This is a genomic window from Burkholderia arboris (assembly GCF_038723655.1).
GTDB classification, from domain to species: Bacteria; Pseudomonadota; Gammaproteobacteria; order Burkholderiales; family Burkholderiaceae; genus Burkholderia; species Burkholderia arboris.
In genome coordinates this window covers 2,849,677-2,868,914 of the sequence record NZ_CP109822.1, presented here as the reverse complement: position 1 = coordinate 2,868,914, position 19,238 = coordinate 2,849,677, and the positions used below count along the sequence as shown (strand labels likewise).

18 protein-coding genes are annotated in these 19,238 nt (G+C 68.6%); 15 read left to right on the top strand and 3 right to left on the bottom strand.

Annotated features, from left to right (window positions below; translation table 11 throughout):
- Positions 1 to 11 precede the first annotated feature (11 nt).
- Together OHZ10_RS30295 and OHZ10_RS30290 are read right to left on the bottom strand one after the other, a co-directional pair.
- A complete protein-coding gene (locus OHZ10_RS30295; RefSeq protein WP_342705246.1) occupies positions 12 to 1,499 on the bottom strand; it encodes a carbohydrate porin in 1,488 nt (495 codons plus the stop codon).
- A 119-nt stretch (positions 1,500 to 1,618) separates the two neighbouring features.
- The gene (locus tag OHZ10_RS30290) at positions 1,619 to 1,888 is read right to left on the bottom strand and encodes a hypothetical protein (protein ID WP_059239728.1); all 270 of its coding nucleotides are present in this window, start codon (positions 1,886 to 1,888) and stop codon (positions 1,619 to 1,621) included.
- 1,082 nt (positions 1,889 to 2,970) lie between these two features.
- Here OHZ10_RS30290 and OHZ10_RS30285 point away from each other — a divergent pair.
- Positions 2,971 to 3,108, top strand: a complete 138-nt coding sequence (locus tag OHZ10_RS30285; RefSeq protein WP_174994420.1) for a hypothetical protein — start codon at positions 2,971 to 2,973, stop codon at positions 3,106 to 3,108.
- Positions 3,109 to 3,230: 122 nt separating this feature from the next.
- Positions 3,231 to 4,877 carry an Nramp family divalent metal transporter gene (locus OHZ10_RS30280; RefSeq protein WP_059239731.1) on the top strand — a complete coding sequence of 549 codons (1,647 nt, stop codon included), beginning with the start codon at positions 3,231 to 3,233 and terminating at the stop codon, positions 4,875 to 4,877.
- A 131-nt stretch (positions 4,878 to 5,008) separates the two neighbouring features.
- Here OHZ10_RS30280 and OHZ10_RS30275 read toward each other — a convergent pair whose 3' ends face one another.
- Complete coding sequence (locus OHZ10_RS30275) at positions 5,009 to 5,917, bottom strand: helix-turn-helix transcriptional regulator (RefSeq protein WP_059240938.1); 909 nt, start codon at positions 5,915 to 5,917, stop codon at positions 5,009 to 5,011.
- 284 nt (positions 5,918 to 6,201) lie between these two features.
- On the opposite strand from OHZ10_RS30275, the gene OHZ10_RS30270 reads away from it, so the two are divergent.
- The 13 genes from OHZ10_RS30270 (at position 6,202) to sctT (ending at position 19,232) form a co-directional block, all read left to right on the top strand.
- Positions 6,202 to 7,050, top strand: coding sequence for a helix-turn-helix transcriptional regulator (locus OHZ10_RS30270; RefSeq protein ID WP_059239732.1), 849 nt, complete (start codon positions 6,202 to 6,204; stop codon positions 7,048 to 7,050).
- A 234-nt stretch (positions 7,051 to 7,284) separates the two neighbouring features.
- Positions 7,285 to 9,486, top strand: coding sequence for a type III secretion system export apparatus subunit SctV (gene sctV / locus OHZ10_RS30265; protein WP_174994419.1), 2,202 nt, complete (start codon positions 7,285 to 7,287; stop codon positions 9,484 to 9,486).
- Positions 9,483 to 9,761 (top strand): type III secretion system export apparatus subunit SctS, encoded by a 279-nt coding sequence (sctS, locus tag OHZ10_RS30260; protein ID WP_006480854.1) that lies wholly within the window; start codon positions 9,483 to 9,485, stop codon positions 9,759 to 9,761. Before sctV ends, sctS begins: the two co-directional genes overlap by 4 nt.
- Positions 9,761 to 11,803, top strand: coding sequence for a type III secretion system outer membrane ring subunit SctC (gene sctC / locus OHZ10_RS30255; protein ID WP_342705245.1), 2,043 nt, complete (start codon positions 9,761 to 9,763; stop codon positions 11,801 to 11,803). Before sctS ends, sctC begins: the two co-directional genes overlap by 1 nt.
- Positions 11,784 to 13,121, top strand: coding sequence for a type III secretion system inner membrane ring subunit SctD (sctD, locus tag OHZ10_RS30250; protein ID WP_059239738.1), 1,338 nt, complete (start codon positions 11,784 to 11,786; stop codon positions 13,119 to 13,121). Before sctC ends, sctD begins: the two co-directional genes overlap by 20 nt.
- 141 nt (positions 13,122 to 13,262) lie before the next feature.
- Positions 13,263 to 13,475 (top strand): hypothetical protein, encoded by a 213-nt coding sequence (locus OHZ10_RS30245; RefSeq protein WP_059239740.1) that lies wholly within the window; start codon positions 13,263 to 13,265, stop codon positions 13,473 to 13,475.
- A gap of 148 nt (positions 13,476 to 13,623) precedes the next feature.
- Positions 13,624 to 14,100, top strand: a complete 477-nt coding sequence (locus OHZ10_RS30240) for a hypothetical protein (protein WP_340624734.1) — start codon at positions 13,624 to 13,626, stop codon at positions 14,098 to 14,100.
- A 50-nt stretch (positions 14,101 to 14,150) separates the two neighbouring features.
- The gene (gene sctJ, locus OHZ10_RS30235) at positions 14,151 to 15,038 is read left to right on the top strand and encodes a type III secretion system inner membrane ring lipoprotein SctJ (protein ID WP_342705244.1); all 888 of its coding nucleotides are present in this window, start codon (positions 14,151 to 14,153) and stop codon (positions 15,036 to 15,038) included.
- Positions 15,035 to 15,784 carry a SctK family type III secretion system sorting platform protein gene (locus OHZ10_RS30230; RefSeq protein ID WP_342705243.1) on the top strand — a complete coding sequence of 250 codons (750 nt, stop codon included), beginning with the start codon at positions 15,035 to 15,037 and terminating at the stop codon, positions 15,782 to 15,784. The genes sctJ and OHZ10_RS30230 overlap by 4 nt, the downstream gene beginning before the upstream one ends.
- Positions 15,766 to 16,395 carry a type III secretion system stator protein SctL gene (gene sctL, locus OHZ10_RS30225; protein ID WP_027781117.1) on the top strand — a complete coding sequence of 210 codons (630 nt, stop codon included), beginning with the start codon at positions 15,766 to 15,768 and terminating at the stop codon, positions 16,393 to 16,395. Before OHZ10_RS30230 ends, sctL begins: the two co-directional genes overlap by 19 nt.
- Positions 16,392 to 17,768 (top strand): type III secretion system ATPase SctN, encoded by a 1,377-nt coding sequence (gene sctN, locus OHZ10_RS30220; protein ID WP_174991383.1) that lies wholly within the window; start codon positions 16,392 to 16,394, stop codon positions 17,766 to 17,768. The genes sctL and sctN overlap by 4 nt, the downstream gene beginning before the upstream one ends.
- Positions 17,761 to 18,429 (top strand): hypothetical protein, encoded by a 669-nt coding sequence (locus tag OHZ10_RS30215; protein WP_059239749.1) that lies wholly within the window; start codon positions 17,761 to 17,763, stop codon positions 18,427 to 18,429. The genes sctN and OHZ10_RS30215 overlap by 8 nt, the downstream gene beginning before the upstream one ends.
- Positions 18,423 to 19,232 (top strand): type III secretion system export apparatus subunit SctT, encoded by an 810-nt coding sequence (gene sctT, locus OHZ10_RS30210; protein ID WP_059239750.1) that lies wholly within the window; start codon positions 18,423 to 18,425, stop codon positions 19,230 to 19,232. Before OHZ10_RS30215 ends, sctT begins: the two co-directional genes overlap by 7 nt.
- Positions 19,233 to 19,238 lie beyond the last annotated feature (6 nt).

The window sequence follows — 19,238 nt, the reverse complement described above, 5'->3', positions numbered from 1 at the left end:
TGCGGGTCGCATCAGAACGTGATCGTCGTGCGCACGCCGACCACCGTTTCGTCGCCGATGCGCGCACCGGCCGCGTTCGGGTTCGGGATACCGCCGCCCGGCCGGAAGAAGTGCTGCAGGTCGGCCTGCAGTTGCCACCACGGCGTGACCTGGTACTGGTACGTCGCTTCGACGACGGTTTCCGCGCGGCGCACCGGATAGCCGGGTGTCGTGTACACGCCGGTGTCGCCGTCGAGGCCGCGCGCATGCGAGCCGATCTTCGCGTAGCCGATCGCGATGCCGGCGACGTCGTTGTCGCGCCCGGCGAACGGCGCCTTCAGCGTCACGCCTGCGTTGGCGGCGAAATCGACGATATTGCGATCGCCCGGCGAGCCCATCACGCGCGCGAACACGCCGATCGCGCGCGGGCTGTCGGCCGACGGCCGCCACACCATCTGGTCCGCGACGGCGTAGAAGCCGTAGTTGCCGCGATGCGTGGCGGCCGTGCCGTTGCTGGCCGGATCCGCGAGCGACAGGCCGTCGGTGCCGTAGCGCGGATCGTTCGCGTGCTGCGACTGATACCAGAAGCCGAGCTTGTACGTACCGGGCAGGCCCGCCGGTTGCGGCGCCTTCGGATCGGCGGGCGGCGCGTTCAGCGCGTACTGCACTTCGCCGATCACGAATGCGCCGCTGCGCAGGTTGAAGTTGGTGCCGTGTGCGTTCAGCATCTGCGCGTCGCCGTCGGTGCGGCCGGCCGGGTTGCCGTCGAACACGCCGACCATCGCGGTCCACGCGTCGGCCGGCTTCACGCGCAGCCGCACGCCGAGCGACGACAGCGGATACGCGGGGCCGCCGGCCGGCAGGTCGGTCGACGGCAGCACGGGCCAGCCGAACGTCGCGTTCATGAACGTCGCCGCGTTCTGGCTCACCATGAATTCCTGGTCGACGCTCTGCTGGCCGACCTTCACGTCGACCTTGCCGTCGAGCAGCGACTGCTGATACCAGAGCTCCCACAGGCGCGTGGTCGAATTCGCTTCGATGCCCGTCGCGGTCTGCAGCGTCTGCAGGTAGCGCTGCGTGAGGTTGGTGCCGTGGATCTGCAGCCCCGACACGTTGAACGTGCCGCCCGGCAGGCCGATCGCCTTGCCGGTATCGACGTTGAAACCGAACTGCGTGAGCCCCTGGTACGCGCCGCCGCGATTCGTGCCGCCCGACGTGTTGTACAGGTACTCGCTGGTTTCCTGCAGGCTCAGCGTGACACCGTGATCGCCGAGGCGATCGCGCAGGCCGCCCATGTTGCCGAGCAGGTTCGAGCGCTCCCAGAAACCGGTGGGAGCGGGCGCGGCAGCATCGGCGGCCTGTTGTGCGGGGGCGGCGGCGTCGCTGGCGCCGGCCGCCGGTTCGGCCGCGGCCGGCGACGACGCCTGCGCGAACGCGGATGTGGTCGCGAGCGACAGCAGCAGCGTGGCGAGCGCATTGACGCGGAGCTTGCGCGGGACGGGTTCGAGATGATTCTTCATGTGGGCTCCGTTGGCAGTTTGATTAGTTGATCTGAAGAAGCGAAAACGTGATGCGGGAAGCACGGCGAGACGATCGCGCGGCGGTCCAGGGCGAGTGGGTCCGCCGCGCGGCGATGGGGTTACGGCAGCCAGCCGCCGACGCGCCACACCTGCGCGAAGCCGAGGCGTGGCGCGGCCGAGCACAGCAGCGCGGCGAGCGCGATTGCGACTGCCGTCGCGGCGACCAGCACGCAGTCGAGCGGGCGGGGCGTCGCCGGTACATAGGCGAGCGCCGTGCCGCGCCAGTTGCTGAATGCATGGGCAAGCGGCGACAGGCCGGAAACGAACGAGCGGTCGCACGCGACGTGCGCGATGCGCTTGAGTCTGACCACGAACGATTGAAAGAACATGACGCTGCCTCCGTCCGGTCCGGCGCGGGCCGGACGACGTGTTCGAGCGCGGGCGCACGATGCGGCCTGCGATCGGAGGGTGGAACGTAATGGAGCGTGCGACTGACGAGACGGCGATGGCCGGCCCGGGAGGAAGCGCGCTAACCCGACGAATGCGAGCTAGCGGCGAAAGACATGCGTCTGGCTGCTATCTCGCGATGGCTTGGCCGGCCTGGACCGGCATCGAACTGCAACTAGAGCATGTGTCCACGGAGGGACTCCCTTGATGAATTGCGGCGGATTGTAGTCGGGACTTTTGCTGCGGTGCAAGTAAAAAACGCATAAAAAGCGATCTGTGTCGCGGGCGCGTCGAAACGGACGACTGCGGTGCGGCTGCGGCACGGGATGGGTATGAAGAGAGCGGCACGGGACGCCGCGCCGTTGTGCGCACGCATCGTTGCACGACCGTGCCGTGACGCGCTGAAAGGTTCCGGCACGTCATTTCGGGGGCAAATCTTTCAGTGGCGCAAGGCGGGAAATTTATTTCGTGAAATGGGGTTTGGAGGGATTGACTTCACTCTCGGGCGGTCCATAGAATCCGCCATCTTCACTCTTGGGGCCGCCGCCTTGGACGCCTGCAGTAGTCGATCTTCGAACGAAATTTCCGCCTGAGCGACCGACGTCCGCGCCTCATCGAAGCCGCCGTTTGTCTCCCAGGCAAACGGTGCGCGCAGCAGTATTCCGCAGCAAATTCCTACGTGCACCCTGATTCGCGCCGGTTAGCGTGATGCGTTTTCGCATGCGTTGCCCGGTTTCACCGCCGCCAGGCTGGCGGCCGCGTTCGCGCATGCCTTTTCCGGGCTCGCGAGGGGCGGCCCGCCGGCCCGACGGCGGTCAACCGTGTTTTCCGGAACACCGCACAGAGGAGCCGCCATGAACGACAGTGACAGTTGTCCCTTATGCCCGTTGCACGCACAGACCCTTTTGAACCCGGGTCGCAGGGACAATCCGGCCCACTAGCCTGACACGTCGTTCAGGCCCCGGACTGGCCCCGCGCCCAAGACGCGGCCGGCACGCCTGCCGTCGCCGCACGGAGCCAGACCATGAACTTCGGCCTTCTGCTGTCGAACCTTCCGCACGTCACGGAATCGCGTAACCACTACGACGCGATGCTGACGCTCGACGCCCGTCCGCGGGTGTTCTCCCGCCTGCTGAACCAGCTGAAAGCGTTGATCCACTGAACAGAAGCGCCGAGCGCGCCTCGGCATGCGCACGCGCGGCCGCCTTCGAGCGGCCGCCCCGCGCGCATTCCAAGGTCACACGCTTATCGAATCGAATAACCCTTAGCCGTACGGAACACATCATGTCCACGCCATCCAACGTCTCTCCACCGATCGCCGTCGAACGCAGCGCTGTGCTCGACGAAGCCCACCTGGGCGACATCCGCGGCGCACTCGGGACGATCGCGCACCACGACACCGGTGCGCGCGGCTCGTGGTGGGCGCGCCTGCGCACGCTGCTCGCGATCATCGGCCCGGGCCTGATCGTGATGGTCGGCGACAACGACGCCGGCGCATTCGGCACCTACACGCAGGCCGGCCAGAACTACGGCACGACGCTGCTGTGGACGCTGCTGCTGCTCGTGCCGGTGCTGTACGTGAACCAGGAAATGGTGCTGCGTCTCGGTGCGGTCACGGGCGTCGGCCATGCGCGCCTGATCTTCGAGCGCTTCGGCAAGTTCTGGGGTGCGTTCAGCGTGATCGACCTGTTCCTGCTCAATGCGTTGACCATCGTCACCGAGTTCATCGGCATCACGTTCGTGCTGGATTTCTTCGGATTGCCGAAGGTGGCCGGCGTGTGCGTGGCCGCGGCGCTGACCATGGCAGCGGTGAGTACCGGCGATTTCAGGCGTTTCGAGCGGTTCGCGATCGGGTTGTGCGTGCTGAGCCTGCTGCTGGTGCCCGTGCTCGTGTCGATCCATCCGCCCGTCGCACAGATGACGCGCGACTTCTTCGTGCCGAACTGGCCCGCGCACGCGAAGCTGTCGGACGTGATGCTGCTCGTGATCGGCATCGTCGGCACGACGGTTGCGCCGTGGCAGTTGTTCTTCCAGCAGAGCTACGTGATCGACAAGCGCATCACGCCGCGCTTCATGAAGTATGAAAAGGCCGACCTGTGGATCGGTATCGCGTTCGTGCTGGTTGGCGCGGTCGCCATGATCGGCTTCAGCGCCGCGCTGTTCAACGGTCATCCGGAAGCCGGCAACTTCACCGACGCAGGCGGCATCATCGCGGGCCTCGAGAAGTATGCGGGCCGCACGAGCGCGACGCTGTTCGCGGTCGCGCTGCTCGATGCGTGCATCATCGGCGCGGCAGCGGTGTCGCTGTCGACCGCGTATGCGATCGGCGACGTGTTCAAGATCCGTCACTCGCTGCACCGCGGCGTGACCGACGCAAAGGGCTTCTATCTCGTCTATTTCGGCATCGTCGCGGCCGCAGCTACGCTCGTGCTGATCCCGGGCAGCCCGCTCGGCCTGCTGACCGAAGCCGTGCAGACGCTGGCCGGCGTGCTGCTGCCGAGCGCCACGGTGTTCCTGCTCGTGCTGTGCAACGACCGGCAGGTGCTCGGCCCGTGGGTCAACTCGACGAAGCTCAACGTGTTCACGGGCGCGGTGATCTGGGTGCTCGTGTTGCTGTCGATCATCCTGACCGCATCGGTGATGTATCCGGATATCAGCGGCGAAGCGATCGTCGACGTGCTGGTGGGCGGTACCGTGCTCGCGATCGCAGGCTATCTCGCGACGGTATTGATTCGCCGCAACAAGCGCGTGGTCGAGCCGGCGCTCGATCGCTCGCTGCGCGATACGTGGCGCATGCCGCCGCTCGATACGCTCGAGCCGCAGAACATGACGGTCGCGACGCGCATCTGGATGGCCGTGCTGCGCGGCTATCTGGTGATCGCGGTCGGTCTCGTGATCGTGAAGGTCGTCCAGATGACGCTGCTGAAGTAACGCAGGACGTCGTCTGACAGGAAGCGGCGCCGGACCCGGCACCGCGCCGCAACCCGTACATGCCGGCCCGCGAGGCCGGCATGTACGTTTACGCGCCCGGTTTCATGAAACGGCGCAGTGCCGCGCCGTGCTCAGATCAGCTCGAGCTTCGACGTCAGGTACGTGAGCTGGATCCGGTTCGCGACGCCGAAGCGCTTGCGCAGCTTGCGCAGGTGATAGTCGACGTTGTGCGCGCTGGTGTCGAGGCGCCGGCCGATTTCCTTGTCGGATGCGCCTTCGGCGATGCCGAGCAGCAGTTCCTGCTCGAACGGCGTGAGCCCGTTCACCGCGCGTTCGCGCGACGTCGAGATCAGTTGCGGCGACGCGAACTTGTGGACCGACAGCCCGATCGACAGCGCCTGCTCGATCGTCGCCGGCGTGATCCATTCGCGCGTGCGGCGCGGCGCGGTGAAGCTCATGAACGCGTGCAGCCGCGTGCCGGGCACGGCCATCGAGTACATGATGCCGCTGCACATCCCGTCGTCCTGCATCGTCTGCAGGAAGCCGTCGAGCGCGGCCGGGCTCACGTACGGGCCGTCGTCACGCTCGCGGTGATCGCGTCGCAACTGCTGCAGGTCCCACACGATCGGCATGTTGCACACGCGCGCGCCGAGCGTGCGCGGATCGACGTCGTGATGGTTGTGCCGCACGTAGTCGCCGCGATAGGTGGCCGGCGTGAACGCTTCGTGCAGGTAAAGACTTTCGACACGCTCGCGCGAGAATTCGAGTGCGAAGTAGGCGAACGTCGAGAAGCCGGTCAGGTGCAGCAGGCTCGTGACGATCCGGTTGCGCTCGGCCGTGCTCTGCGCGTGCGCGAGCGTATCGGCGACGCCGAGCTTCGGCGCGTGCGGCTGCGTGTCGTCGCCGCGCTTCACGTCGTCGCACCAGACGACCTGCACGGCGCGCTCGCGCAGCGCATCCGCGCATGCGCTCAATCCGCGCGGCGGGCGGGACAAGGTGGTTGGGGCGACCGCTTCTTCATGCAATGCAATATCGGACATGAGCCATCCCTCGGAATCGACGCGCATCGCCTGGCGGCGGCCGTATCGTGAACGGCATTCGCGGCGGTGCGATCGAGCATCGTTTTTGATATGCGCCGATCGTCATCCCTGACGAAACGCGGGGGCATTGTACAAAAATGCCTGTGTATGCGTAATATGCCGTAATACCAATTGCGGCGAAAGGTTCATATTCGCACGCATATATCAACGACCAGAAAATCATAAAGAAAAGACCAGATCGTGACGGGGCGCAGTTTCACATATTGGGAAAGGGCGGGCTCCTCATGACATATGCTGACGGCGCACCACGCGTCGAGTGGTTCTCACAAGCCGATATAGCGGCCGCTGCCGCTTATTCGAACGAATATCAGGCAATCGAGCGCGACGTTTTTACCGGCATTCAAATAACATCCGGTAAAACCGACCTTGTGCCGATCGATTTCGTGCAATGCCACGCGAGATTGCGGCAAATCGGATTCAGTACGCTCGGTTACGGCGCCTACGAAATGATCGGGCGGCGCATCCTGTGCGCGCATCTGCTGCGCGACCTCGCGCCGGCGACATTCATGCAGCCGTTTATCGAGGGAATGCTCTACGAGAGCGACCCGCGCTTCGCGCAGGTGCGGCAGAGCGGTTTCCCGGTCGCGTGGCGGCTCGACGAGATCGAGGCAGCCGCGCAGCGCAGCGGCGACCGCAAGGCACTGGCGCTCGCCGGCCATCTGCGTGCGCATGCGATGAACAGCGGCGTGCTCTTCAGCCTGTCGGCGCCGCGCCTCGATCTGCGCGTCGCGGTGAACGTAACTTCAGAGACGCACGGCACCGAGTGGATCGACGATCGCGTGATCGGTGGCGCGCTGTCGGTCAGTCTCGCCGTGCATCGCGTCGCGCTGCCGTTCCTCGAGGCGCGCATCGCGCGCATGCGTGGCTTCGCGCTCGGCGACGAGCAGCAGCAGGTACTCGACCGGCTCGTGCACGGGCTGTCCGACCAGGAGATCGCGAGCGCGTTGCGCACGTCGCTGCACAAGGTCGGCCACCACATCCGCTCGCTCGAAAAACTCTTCAACGTGCAGAACCGTGCGCAGCTCGCGTACCTCGCCGCACGGCGCCTGCCGTCCGACCTGACGTCCGCCTGACGCGCGCGCCGGCGGCCCGGCGCGCGATGGAAGCGGTTCCGGCGGCGCGTGCCAGAACGTGCCGCCGGGTTTCGTAGTCCGATTCGATCGTCGCCGGAAAACGCGCTTTCACGCTACGAGGCGCACCCCTTTTTCCATCGTTTCCCGTCGCTACACTCGTCCCATTCAACGGTCCGCGTGGCAGGGGGCAGGATTGCCCGTGCCAGCCGGCGATAACGACAGGACAACGGCACGATGGCAGAACCGAAGGCGCTCCCCCGCGACTGGCAGCGGTTGTTTTCCGCCGGCCGCGGCGTATCCGGACGGCGTCTCGGGGGCGCATCGCCGCGCGCCGACCTGTTTCTCGCGACGTTCATCGTCGCGGTCGTCGCGCTGTTCATCCTGCCGCTGCCGCAGGCTGCGCTCGACGGGATGATCTCGCTGAATCTTGCCGCGAGCGTGGTGCTGCTGACGGTGTCGACCTATGTGCCGTCGGCGGTCAGCTTTTCGTCGTTTCCCGCGCTGCTGTTGTTCACGACGCTGTTCCGGCTCGCGCTGAACATCGCGTCGTGCAAGCTGATCCTGCTGCACGCGAACGCGGGCCACGTGATCGACGCGTTCGGGCGGCTGGTGGTCGGCAACAACGTGGTGGTGGGCGGTGTGGTGTTCCTCGTAATCGCCGTCGTGCAGTTCATCGTGATCGCGAAAGGGTCGGAGCGGGTGGCCGAAGTCGGTGCGCGCTTTTCGCTCGACGCGATGCCCGGCAAGCAGATGAGCATCGACGCGGATTTGCGCGCGGGCATCATCAGTGCCGACGAAGCGCGCGAACGCCGCGAGAAGCTCGAGCAGGAATCGCAGATGCACGGCGCGATGGACGGCGCGATGAAGTTCGTGAAGGGCGACGCGATCGCGGGCCTCGTGATCGCTTTCATAAACATCGTCGCGGGGATTGCGGTCGGCACGCTGATGCACGGGATGGATATCGGCGAGGCGTTGCAGCGTTACGCAATCCTGACGGTCGGTGACGGGATGGCGTCGCAGATCCCGTCGCTGCTCGTGTCGATCGCGGCCGGCATCGTGACGACGCGTGTCGCGACGCGCGATGCGCGGCAGCGCCAGTTGGGCGAACAGCTCGGCGAGCAACTGGGTGCGCATCCGCGCGCGCTGCTGATCGCGGCGTTCGTGCTGAGCGGCTTTCTCGTCGTGCCGGGTTTTCCGAAGTGGTCGTTCGCGCTGATCGCGCTCGGACTCGGCGCATTCGCGTTCTCGCAGCTCAAGCGCAAGACGACCGCGCCGAGCTTCAACCTGATTCATGTGGCGGGGCGTGTCGGCGCGGCCGACGACGGTCAGCCCGCGAAGGTGTCGCACGCGGCGGGCGTCACGTCGCTGATCGCGGTGTCGCTGTCCGACGACCTGCGCACGAGCCTGAACCTCGCGCAACTGCAGGCCGCGCTGTCGAGCGCGAAGGCGCGCGTCGACGCGGACATCGGCACGGTGTTCCCGCGCATCACGCTGAACGACGACGAAGGCGCGGCGGCCGGCACGTACCGGATCTATCTGCAGGACGTGCTCGCCGCGCAGGGCGCGCTGAAGCCGGGCTGGCTGCTGTGGGACGGTGTCGCGCCGCTGCCCGAGCGGGCGGAGCGCCAGCCGGCCGAGGCGTTCGGCCCATTCGCGACCGCGTTGTGGATCAAGCCGGACGGCGCGGCGCCGGATGGCAAGTGGCTGTCGAGCGAAAACGCGCTGGCCGCGCACGTCGAGCAGATCGTGCGCCAGCATGCGGACGAACTGCTCGGAATTCAGGAGACGCAGGCGCTCGTGCACCTCGTGCGCCGCGATCATCCGGAACTCGTGGGCGAACTGACGCGGCTCGTGCCGCTGCAGCGCGTGACCGAAGTGCTGCGCCGGCTGCTCGCCGAACAGGTGCCGATCCGCAACCTGCGCGTGATTTTCGAGAGCCTGATCACGTGGGCGCCGAACGAGCCCGACGACGTGATCGCGCTGGTCGAGCTGGTGCGCGTCGACCTGCGCCGGATGATTACCGACCGCCATGCGGGCACGACGCGTCAGCTGCGGGTCGTGCTGTTCGAGCAGAACCTGCAGGAGCGGATCGAGAGCGCGGTGATGCGCACGAAGCAGGGCAATTTCCTTGCGCTGTCGAGCGCGGTCAAGCAGGACATCGGCGAGCAGGTGCGCGCGATCGTGCAGGCCGCGCAGGCGGCCGGCCCCGGCGGCAGCGCGCAAGGCGGCGCGCGGCTCGCGGTGATGGTCGCGCTCGGCGCGCGCCGCTACGTGAAGACGATCCTGCAGCCGGTGCTGCCCGATCTCGCGGTGCTGTCGTACCAGGAAGTCGAGGAGGACGTGCAGTTGCACACGGTCGGCTGGGTCAAGAACCCGCCGGACGACGGCACGGTCGGCGCGGGCGCTGACGTGCGTGTGCCGGGAGCCGTGCAATGACGAGCTCGACGATCCTCGACCTGACGCGCCAGGCGCTGATGCTCGTGCTGCTGCTGTCGCTGCCGATCGTATTGATCGCCACCGTCACGGGCCTCGTCGTCGCGATCCTGCAGGCCGTCACGCAGGTGCAGGACGCCAACATCGGCATCGCGGTGCGGCTGATCGCCGTGATGGTCGCACTCGTGCTGCTGTCGGGCTGGCTCGGCGGCGAAGTGCTGCGCTTTGCGCAGCAGGCGCTGGAACGCATGTTCGTTTCTTCCACAGGAGTCCTTTGATGCGTCGACGCGTCGCCTCGATCCGGTTTCAACCGCGCAGCCTGCAACGGGCCGCGCTTGCCGTGTGCGCGACCGCGCTGCTCACGGCGTCGCTGTGCATGGCGCCCGCGCAGCCTGCGCGCGCCGCGGACCTGCGCTGGCGCAACAAGCCGTTCACGATCGTCGCGAACGGCAAGAAAATCGGCGACTTCATCCGCGAGCTTGCGTCGTCGCAGGGTGTGACGGCCGTGGTCGACCCGAAGGTCGACGGGGTGATCAGCGGCCGCTTCTCGGGCACGCCGCAGCAAACGCTCGACACGATCTGCTCGACCTACGGGCTCACGTGGTACTACGACGGCTCGTTCCTGTACGTCGATCCGGCCGACCAGTCGCAGACGCAGATGATCCCGATCCCGCCGAATGCCTCCGGTGAAATCGGCCGCGCACTGCAGGCGATGCAGATTCCCGACAAGCGCTACACGCTCGTGATCAACGACCGCGCGAACAGCGTGTACGTGGCCGGCCCGCGCCGCTATGTCGAACTCGTGCGGCAGGCGGTGGGCTCGGTCGGCGATCCGTCGGCGAACGGCGCGCATGCGGATATCCGTGCGTTCCGGCTGAAATACGGCTGGGCGTCGGACTTCACGATCAACCGCTCGGGCAAGGAAGTGACGGTGCCGGGCGTCGCGACGATCCTGCGGCGGCTGTTCGGCAAGGCGGGCGACACGACCGCGGCGCCGTCGAGCACGTCGCTCGGCCAGGCCGCGCGCCAGGTGAAGCTCGGCTCGGGGCTGACGATCGCGGTGCCGCGCCTCGATTTCCCCGATATCTCCGGCGGCCCGCGTTCGGGCGGTTATTCCGGCGACGGCAGCATGGGCAGCGGGTTCTCGCCGTTCTCGAACAGCGGCGGCGGCGACACGCTGCCGCAGATCGTTGCGGACCCGGCGATCAACGCGGTGATCGTGCGCGACCTGCCGGAGAACATGTATCGCTATCAGTCGCTGATCGGCCAGCTCGACGAGCGTCCGCGCATCGTCGAGATCAACGTGACGATCATCGACATCAACGAGGATTCGCTCGACAGCCTCGGGATCGACTGGCGCCTGCACACGACGCACGGCGACGTGCAGATCGGCAACGGCCAGAACCCGCTGAACGGCAACACGCAGTACAACGGCGTCGGCAATCCGCCGCTGACGTTCGGTGTCGGTACGTCGGAAACCGGGCAGACGGGCACCTTCTTGCCGACCGGCATCGCGCTGACCGCGTCGATCGGCGGGTCGCTGCGCAATTACCTGCTCACGCGCGTGAACGCACTCGCGCAGAAGGGCCAGGCGCAACTGCGTTCGAAGCCGAAGGTGCTCGCGCTCGACAACACCGAGGCGATCCTCGAGAACCTCACGCAGTTCTACGTGCAGGTGCCGGGCTACCAGGATTCGTCGCTGTACAGCGTGACGACCGGCACGAGCATCAAGGTGACGCCGATGATCGTCGACGAGGCGATCCGCAATGCGGCCGCCGTGTCCGGCAATCCCGAGAGCGTGATGATGTCGATCGACATCCAGGACGGCAACATCGTGCAGGGGCAGGCCGTGTCCGGCGTGCCGGTGATCCAGCAGCGCAACATCGTCACCAAGACGATGATCGACGAAGGCAAGAGCCTGCTGATCGCCGGTTTCAACGACGACGAGGTGAAGCTGAACAAGAGCGGCGTGCCCTGGCTGTCCGACATTCCGCTGATCGGCAACCTGTTCAAGTACACCGACAAGTCGGGTAACCACATGGAGCGGTTCTACCTGCTGACGCCGCGCGTGGTGACGACCGCGTCGATGTATGCGCCGGACGGCTCGCCCGTGAACCCGGGCGCCGACGGGGCGGCCAATCGGGAAGGGATGTCGATGTATCGCCCGCCGGACAACGACGTGGCGGTGCCGCTGACGCCGAAGCCGCTGCCCGGCACGAAATTCGGCCCGCCCGCGCTGCCGCCGCCGCCGAAGGATGCGGCGTCGCAGCCGGCGGCGACGACCGCAGGAGCCACTCCCCATGTCGACGAGCATCATTGACCCGCACGGCGACGGCGCGTTGCCTGGCGGCGCAGGGGGCGGCGCGGCCGCGCTCGCGTCGCCGTGGAACCTGTGCTTCCTGAGCGGGCCGATGTACGGCCGCACGATGTCGCTCGCGCGCGGTGCGAACTGGGTCGGCACCGCGGCCGATTGCGAAGTCATCCTGCCCGATCGCGAGATCGGTGCGAAACAGGTGTGCCTGCAGGTCGGTGCGCTCGCGGTGACGGTGCAGAATCACGGCGGCGACACCGGCGCGCCGGTGCTGTTCAACGACGAGCCGCTCGGCACGGGCCGCCGTTCGCTGACGCCGCAGGACGTCGTGACGGTCGGCTCGATCCGGCTCGGCATCGCGCGGCATGCGCAGGCGAGCGTCGCGGTGCCCGACGAAGCCGATGCCCCGGACGCCGCGCGCGAGGCTGCGTGGCTCGGCTGGCTCACGGGCGGGCTGCGGCGTCTCGGCAGCCGGCGGCTCGTGATCGCGCTGGTCGCGCTGTGGCTCGGCGTGCTGCTCGGCGCGCTCGGCTACGGCTTCGTCACGTGGTCGGGGCGCCTGCCGTGGCAGCACGAATCGGTACTTGCGCGCACGCACCGGTTGCAACAGCTGCTGCACGCGTATCCGGAGCTGGCCGTCGCGCCGCGCGACGACGGCGTGATCGTGTCGGGCTACGTCGGCGATCCCGCGGCGCGCGAACGCGTCGCGCAGATCGTCGCGGGCGTCGACAACGCGGCGCTCGGCACGATCTACGTGGTCAGCGATCTGGTCGCGACCGCGCAGACCTATTTCAGCGATACGGCGCTGACGGTCACGTATCTCGGCCGCGGCCGGATCGAGCTGACGGGCGTGGCCGCGCGCGCGCAGATCGAGCCGCGCATCCGCAACTACATGAAGGACGCGCGTCCGGCGCTCGAGGTGGTCGATCACGTGCGCGATGCCGATCCGGCCGCACCGCGTACGGCGACGACGCTCGGCGGCATGGCCGGGATTCCGGAAATCACGACCGTGTTCGCCGGCGACGGCGATCAGCGTTACATCGAGACGGCCGACGGCAGCCGTTATTTCGAAGGGGCGCGGCTGAAGGAGGGCGCGACCGTCGTGTCGATCGGCCCGGACGAGGTGGTGTTCGAGCGCAACGGCCAGCGCATCACGATGCCGCTCGGCGGCTCGTCGGCGAGTGCGCCCGAGCAGGCGCCGGCGCCGCCCGTGGCGCCGCTCGCGAGCGGCGCGGCGGCGGGCGTCGCGCAGCCGGTGCCGGGGCCGACGCTGTTGCCGGATGCAGCGGCAACGGCCGGTGCATCGACGAAGGCGGCGGCGCGCTAGCGCCGCGACAGGTCATGCGCATCGCGTGGCACGCGGTGCGCACATTACGCGGGGCGTCGCGAGCGTGCGGCGGCCCACGTCGACGGCGGGGCATGGGGCTGCCGCCGCAAGGTGGATGACGTTCACGTAAAGGAGCGCAACATGGGTACGCAGGCAACAGGTGGGGCAACCAACACGAACCAGGTCCAGCAGCAGGCCGACGACCTGACCAAGACGCAGCTCGAACTGACGAAGATCAACTTCCAGGTCCAGCAGTCGACGGCGACGTTCGAAACCAGCAACGCGGTGACCGCGCAAGAGGGGACGGCGAACGCCCAGGTTGCGCAACACCTGAGCTCGGCCGGCCGCGCATGACGCCGGCCACCGGCCGCGCCGCGCGCCGCCGCGCGCCGGGGCCGCCCGTTACGGGCGCCCGGCGGCGGATGCGCGCGTGCCGGCCGGCCCGTTCCGGGCGGGCCCGACCGATCCGGTCCGGCGTCCGCTTTTCAAGGAGGGCATGACCATGTCAGTGACAGGCGTAGGCGCCGCGCCGCCGGGCGCGGCCGCGCTCGCGAGCGCCGCGCAGCAGCCGGGCGCGGCGTCCGATCCGGCGCAGGTGCGCCAGTTCGATGCGCTGATGCAGCCCGGCGCGTCGCCGGCCGCACCGCCGTCGTCGTCGGGCGTCGCGATGTCGCGCGCCCCGGCGGATGCGGCGCCGGCCGTGCAGATGACACCCGCGCAGGCGAACCAGTCGTCGCTCGTCGAGCGGTTGCGCACCTACGGCAACGATCTCGATACGCGGTACGCGAGCATCGACAAGCATCGCAGCGAGATGCTGACGTCGATGGCGGACAGCCGCAGCGACCCGCTGATGACGATGGTGAAGGCGATGGATTTCCAGTGGACGGCGACCACCACGATTTCGGAATACCAGTTGAGCCTGTCGGTCGCGCAGGCGGCGAACGGCTTCACGCACACCGTGCTGAAGACGCAGGAGTGAAAGCGCGCGTGGGCCGGATCCGGCCTCACGTGCACTGAAGCGGACAAACGATGACGACGATCGATTCGACGCCACGCGTGCATGCGTGGCGCAGCCGGGCGGCGCGCGCGCTGCTCGCGGGGCTGCTCGTGCTGCTGGCCGGCTGCCAGAAGGAGCTGTACTCGGGCCTGTCGGAGCGCGATGCGAACCAGATGGTCGCCGTGCTCGGCGACGCGGGCATCAGCGCGTCGAAGGACAACGACGCGCGCGACACGTCGGACCGCAACGCGTGGCTCGTGAGCGTCGCGGACGGCGACATGCAGCCCGCGCTCAGGGTGCTGCAGGCGAACGGGCTGCCGAAGCCCAGCTATGCGAGCCTCGGCGAGCTGTTCCAGAAGCAGGGCCTCGTATCGACGCCGGCCGAGGAGCGCGTGCGCTACCTGTACGGCGTGTCGCAGGATCTGTCGCGCACGCTGCAGGACATCGAGGGCGTGGTCGTCGCGCGCGTGCAGGTCGTGATTCCGGAGAACGATCCGCTCGCGGACAAGATCAAGCCGTCGTCGGCGGCCGTGTACATCCGTTATCGGCCCGGCGTCGATCTGCGCGCGATGGCGCCGATGGTCAAGGATCTCGTCGCGCACAGCATCGAAGGGCTGCAGTACGACAACGTGTCGCTGTTCCTGCAGCCGGCCGCGGCGCGTGCGGCGCGCGTGGACGGTATCGGCAGCGCGGTGTCGGACATCCTGCGGCTGCGTTCGCCGCTCGGCTGGCTCGTGTTCGCGCTGATCCTGCTGACCGGTGCGGTGATCGCGCTGTCGGCCGCACGACGCGGGATGTTCGGCGCGCGGCTCGTGGGCCTGCTCGGCGCGACGCGCGGGGCGAACGGCGCCGGCGGTGCGTCGGCGCAGCAGACCGGCGGCGGGTTGCGTACGCCGGATGGCGCGCGCGACGGCGCATGAGCGATCCGCATGCGCTGCCGCCGGGTGACGGGCCGGTCTCACCCGATCCGGCGCCGCTGCCGTGGCTGCAGCCGCTCGCGCCGCCACCCGCCGCGCGCCGCGCCGCGTTTCATGCGCTCGTCTGCGACTTCAACCTGCGGCCCGACCGCTATCTGCACGTGACACGCGTGCCGGCGGACTGGCCCGCGCGCTACCGCTCGCCGGACGCGTTCGGCGCAGCCGGCCGCAAGCTGCTGGCGCGGCACCTGCTCGATGCGAACGGCGTGGCCGCCCGGCACGACTTCGACGTGGCGAACCCGTGCGCGCGGCTTGCGCTGCTGCCGGGCGCGGCACTCGAGCAACTGGCTGCGTACGCGGGGCTGCTGTTGCATCGCAACTGGTTGCGCGACGCGCTGTCCGGGCGGCGCATCCGCGCGGAAGTCGCGGCGCGGCTCGGCGGCGATGCGCTCGAACTCGCGCTCGAACGCGCACCGGAATTCGGCGCGCTCGCCGAAACGCTCGAACCGTGGCGTGCCGACCCCGCCGCATTGCCGACCGTGATCCGCGCACGCGGCGGCCGCCTGCTCGCGGATTTCATCGGTGTGTCCGGTGACGCGGTCGCGCAGCGCGTGCGCCTGAAGTTAAACCGCGCGATCGACGACGAAGCGCCGTACTGGCTGAACCGCGCGCAGCGCGACCAGTTCGGTGAGCTGATGTTCCTGTTTCTGATTCCCGAGAGGCTTGCGTCATGGGACTGGCTTTTCTGATCACGAGCGACAACCTGCAGCTGCTGTCGGAGCGCAAGGTGCTCAAGGAGCGCGAATACGCGGCGCTGCTCGATGCGTCCGCGGTGATCGCGACCGCGCACGAAGAGGCCGCGCGCATCGTCGCCGACGCGCAGCGCGAATTCGACAAGCGCCAGGCGGCCGGCTACGACGAGGGGATGCGCCGCGCGCAGCGCGAGCAGGCCGCGCAGGCCTACACGCAGGCGCTCGCCGCCACGCGCACGATGGAGACGATGAAGGACGCGATGGCCGATATCGTCGTGAAGGCCGTGCGCGCGATCGTCGGCGAGATGAGCACGCAGAAGCTGTACGAGGCCGCGCTCGCGCGGATCGCGCCGCTCGTGCGCGACGAGGCGTTTCTGATCGTGCGCATCGCGCCCGGTCGCACGGACGAGATGCGCGACGCGCTCGACGGCGCGTTCGCAGGGCAGTCGAACCGCCAGAAGATCCGCATCGTCGAGGATGCGCAGCTCGAGCGCCACGCGTGCACGGTCGAAACACCGTCCGGGCGTATCGACGCGAGCCTCGACCTGCAGATCGACGCGTTGCGCCAGGCGATCCGCCGCGACGCGCTGAAGGGCGCCGCGCGATGAACGCGCCGCTCGACGATCCGCAACCGTTCGGCGACGACGACGGCGCGCCGTTCGATCGCGGCCGCCTCGTCGGCGAACTCGACGCGGGGCTCGCGTTCTTCTCGCCGGTGTCGGTGCAGGGCCGCGTCAACCACGCGGTCGGGCAGATATTGAACGCGACGGGCATCCGCGCGCGGCTCGGCGAGATCTGCGAGCTGCGCACGCCGAACCAGCCGACGCTGCTCGCCGAGGTGGTCGGCTTCTCGCGGCAGACGACGTTGCTCACGCCGCTCGGCGACGTGGCCGGCCTGTCGCCGGAGACGACCGTCGTGCCCTCCGGGCGCGAGCATGTGTTTCCGGTCGGCGAAGGGCTGTTCGGCCGTGTGCTCGACGGGCTCGGCCGGCCGCTCGACGATCGCGGGCCCGTGACGGGCGCTGCGTGGGTGTCGACGCAGCAGGATCCGCCGAACCCGCTCGCGCGCAAGATGATCGACACGCCGTTTCCGACCGGCGTGCGCGTGATCGACGGCCTGATGACGCTCGGCATCGGGCAGCGCGTCGGCATCTTCGCGCCGTCCGGCGTCGGCAAGAGCACGCTGCTCGGGATGATCGCGCGCGGCGCGCAGGCCGACGTGAACGTGATCGCCCTGGTGGGCGAACGCGGCCGCGAGGTGCGCGAATTCATCGAGCACAGCCTGTCGCCCGAGGTGCGTGCGCGTTCGATCGTCGTCGTGTCGACCTCCGATCGTCCCGCGATGGAGCGCGTGAAATCCGCGCTGGTCGCGACAGCGATCGCCGAGCATTTCCGTGATGCGGGCAAGCGCGTGCTGCTGCTGGTCGATTCGCTGACGCGTTTCGCCCGCGCCCAGCGCGAGGTCGGCCTCGCGAGCGGCGAGCCGCCGACGCGGCGCAGCTTTCCGCCGTCGACGTTCGCGGTGCTGCCGCGCCTGCTCGAACGCGCGGGGCAGGGCGCGCACGGGTCGATCACCGCGCTCTACACGGTGCTCGTCGAAGGCGACGAGGAGTCGGACCCGATCGCCGAGGAAGTGCGTTCGATCCTCGATGGCCACATCGTGCTGTCGCGCAAGATCGCGCTCGCGAACCGCTATCCGGCGATCGACGTGCTCGCGAGCCTGTCGCGCGTGATGCCGCTCGTCGCGAACCGCGCGCACCAGCATGCGGCCGCACGCGTGCGCGAGCTGATCGCGAAATACCAGGAGATCGAGCTGCTGGTGCAGATCGGCGAGTATCGCGAAGGCAGCGACCGGCTCGGCGACCTCGCGCTGCGCGCCCGCGACGCGATCGGTGCGTTCTGCGCGCAGGCGTCGGACGAGGACGTGCGCTTCGACGTGCTGCTCGCGAAGCTGACGAAGCTGGCGAACGATCATGTCTGAAGCCGACGACCGCCTCGTGCTCGCGACGCTCGCGCGCCTGAAGCGCGTGCGCGAGATGCGCAGCCAGATCGCGCGCGTCGCGGCCGCGCGCCAGCAGGGCATCGCCGCGCAGAGCCGCCGCGCGCTCGCGGCCGCGCAAGCGCAGCTCGCGCAGCAGGTCGCGGCGAAGGCTGCGATCCAGACGCGGCTCGCCGACGACGTGCGCGAAGCGCGCGCGCTGCAGAACGCGGCGGCCGACACGCGTACGTTCGACCGGCACATCGGCACCGCGAATGCGTCGGTGAGCGAGGCCGCGCACGTGCATCGCGGCCACGAGGCGACGCTCGCCGACCTGCAGCGCGCCGCGCGCAAGGCGAAGGCCGCCGAGGACAAGCTGGAGAAGGCCGGCGAGAAGGCGCTGCACGCGCGCGCCGCGCGAGTCGAACGCGACGCCGACGAAGTCGCGGACGGCTACGCGGTGCGGCGTTTCTCGACGGCCGGTGCGTGGGCGGCCGGGGCCGGCGACGCGGCCGCCCATGCCGGCGCGCAGCCTGAAGCGGCCGCCGCGTTCGATGCGGCGATGACCGTCGCGGAAACGGGCGCCGACATCGCCGCCGCAACCGGTGCATCCGCCCCGGCCGACGATGCCGCGCCGCCTGCCGCCGCGGAGCGCCGATGCTAGACCAGGCCGCGGGTTTCAACGATGTCGCCGGCATGCTGCGGCCGCTGCTCTACGTGATGCCGCGCCTGTTGCCGATCATGTTCGTCGTGCCGGTGTTCAACGAGCAGATCATCACGGGCCTCGTGCGCAACGGCATTGCGGTCGTGATCGCCGCGTTCGTCGCGCCGACGATCGACGCCGCGCAGGTGGCCGCGCTGCCGTTCCTGATGTGGTGCCTGCTCGTCGCGAAGGAGGCGATGGTCGGCATGCTGCTCGCGGGCGCGTTCAGCGCGGTGCTGTTCGCGATCCAGGGCGTCGGCTACCTGATCGACTTCCAGACCGGCAGCGGCAGCGCCGCGTTCTTCGATCCGATGGGCGGCCACGAAGGCGGCCCGACGTCGGGCTTCCTCAATTTCGTCGCGATCGCGCTGTTCGTCACGGCGGGCGGATTGCAGGTGCTGGTGCAGCTGTTCGCGCAGTCGTACGCATGGTGGCCGATCGGCTCGCTCGGCCCCGATTTCGCGTCGATGCTGCAGACTTTCATCGTGCGGCAGACCGACACGATCTTCGAATGGATGGTGAAGCTCGCGGCGCCCGTCACGATCGTGCTGGTGCTCGTCGAGCTCGGCGTCGGCCTGGTCGGGCGCGCGGTGCCGCAGCTCAACATCTTCGTGTTCTCGCAGCCGCTGAAGAGCGCGCTCGCGCTGCTGATGATGATGCTGTTCCTGCCGGTGGTGTATGCGTCGCTGCATTCGCTGCTGAGCCCCGACAGCGGGCTGATGGCGCTGCTGCGCGCGCTGTTCGCCGCGCACGGCGGCGGCTGAGCGCGG